The organism is Pseudoalteromonas sp. 2CM36K (assembly GCF_023161865.1).
GTDB lineage: Bacteria > Pseudomonadota > Gammaproteobacteria > Enterobacterales > Alteromonadaceae > Pseudoalteromonas > Pseudoalteromonas tetraodonis.
Genome location: NZ_JALNTK010000055.1, coordinates 1 through 751 on the forward strand (window position 1 = coordinate 1; position 751 = coordinate 751).

1 rRNA gene is annotated in these 751 nt (G+C 49.9%); it reads right to left on the reverse strand.

Features of this window, described 5'->3' with window-relative positions:
- Positions 1-751: ribosomal RNA gene (locus MTN97_RS17795) — 23S ribosomal RNA — on the reverse strand; the annotation flags it as partial.

Sequence of the window (751 nt, forward strand, 5' to 3'; positions counted from 1 at the left end):
CACCTTCAACGGCTTACAGAACGCTCCCCTACCACTCAAAATAAATTTTGAATCCGCAGCTTCGGTGCATAGTTTAGCCCCGTTACATCTTCCGCGCAGACCGACTCGACCAGTGAGCTATTACGCTTTCTTTAAAGGATGGCTGCTTCTAAGCCAACCTCCTGGCTGTCTGGGCCTTTCCACATCGTTTCCCACTTAACTATGACTTTGGGACCTTAGCTGGCGGTCTGGGTTGTTTCCCTCTTCACGACGGACGTTAGCACCCGCCGTGTGTCTCCCGGATAGTACTTTACGGTATTCGGAGTTTGCAAAGGGTTGGTAAGTCGGGATGACCCCCTAGCCTTAACAGTGCTCTACCCCCGTAAGTATTCGTCCGAGGCTCTACCTAAATAGATTTCGGGGAGAACCAGCTATCTCCCGGTTTGATTAGCCTTTCACTCCTAACCACAGGTCATCCCCTAACTTTTCAACGTTAGTGGGTTCGGTCCTCCAGTTGATGTTACTCAACCTTCAACCTGCCCATGGCTAGATCACCGGGTTTCGGGTCTATACCTTGCAACTATTCGCCCAGTTAAGACTCGGTTTCCCTACGGCTACCCTAATCGGTTAACCTCGCTACAAAATATAAGTCGCTGACCCATTATACAAAAGGTACGCAGTCACAGAACAAGTCTGCTCCTACTGCTTGTACGTACACGGTTTCAGGTTCTATTTCACTCCCCTCACAGGGGTTCTTTTCGCCTTTCCCTCA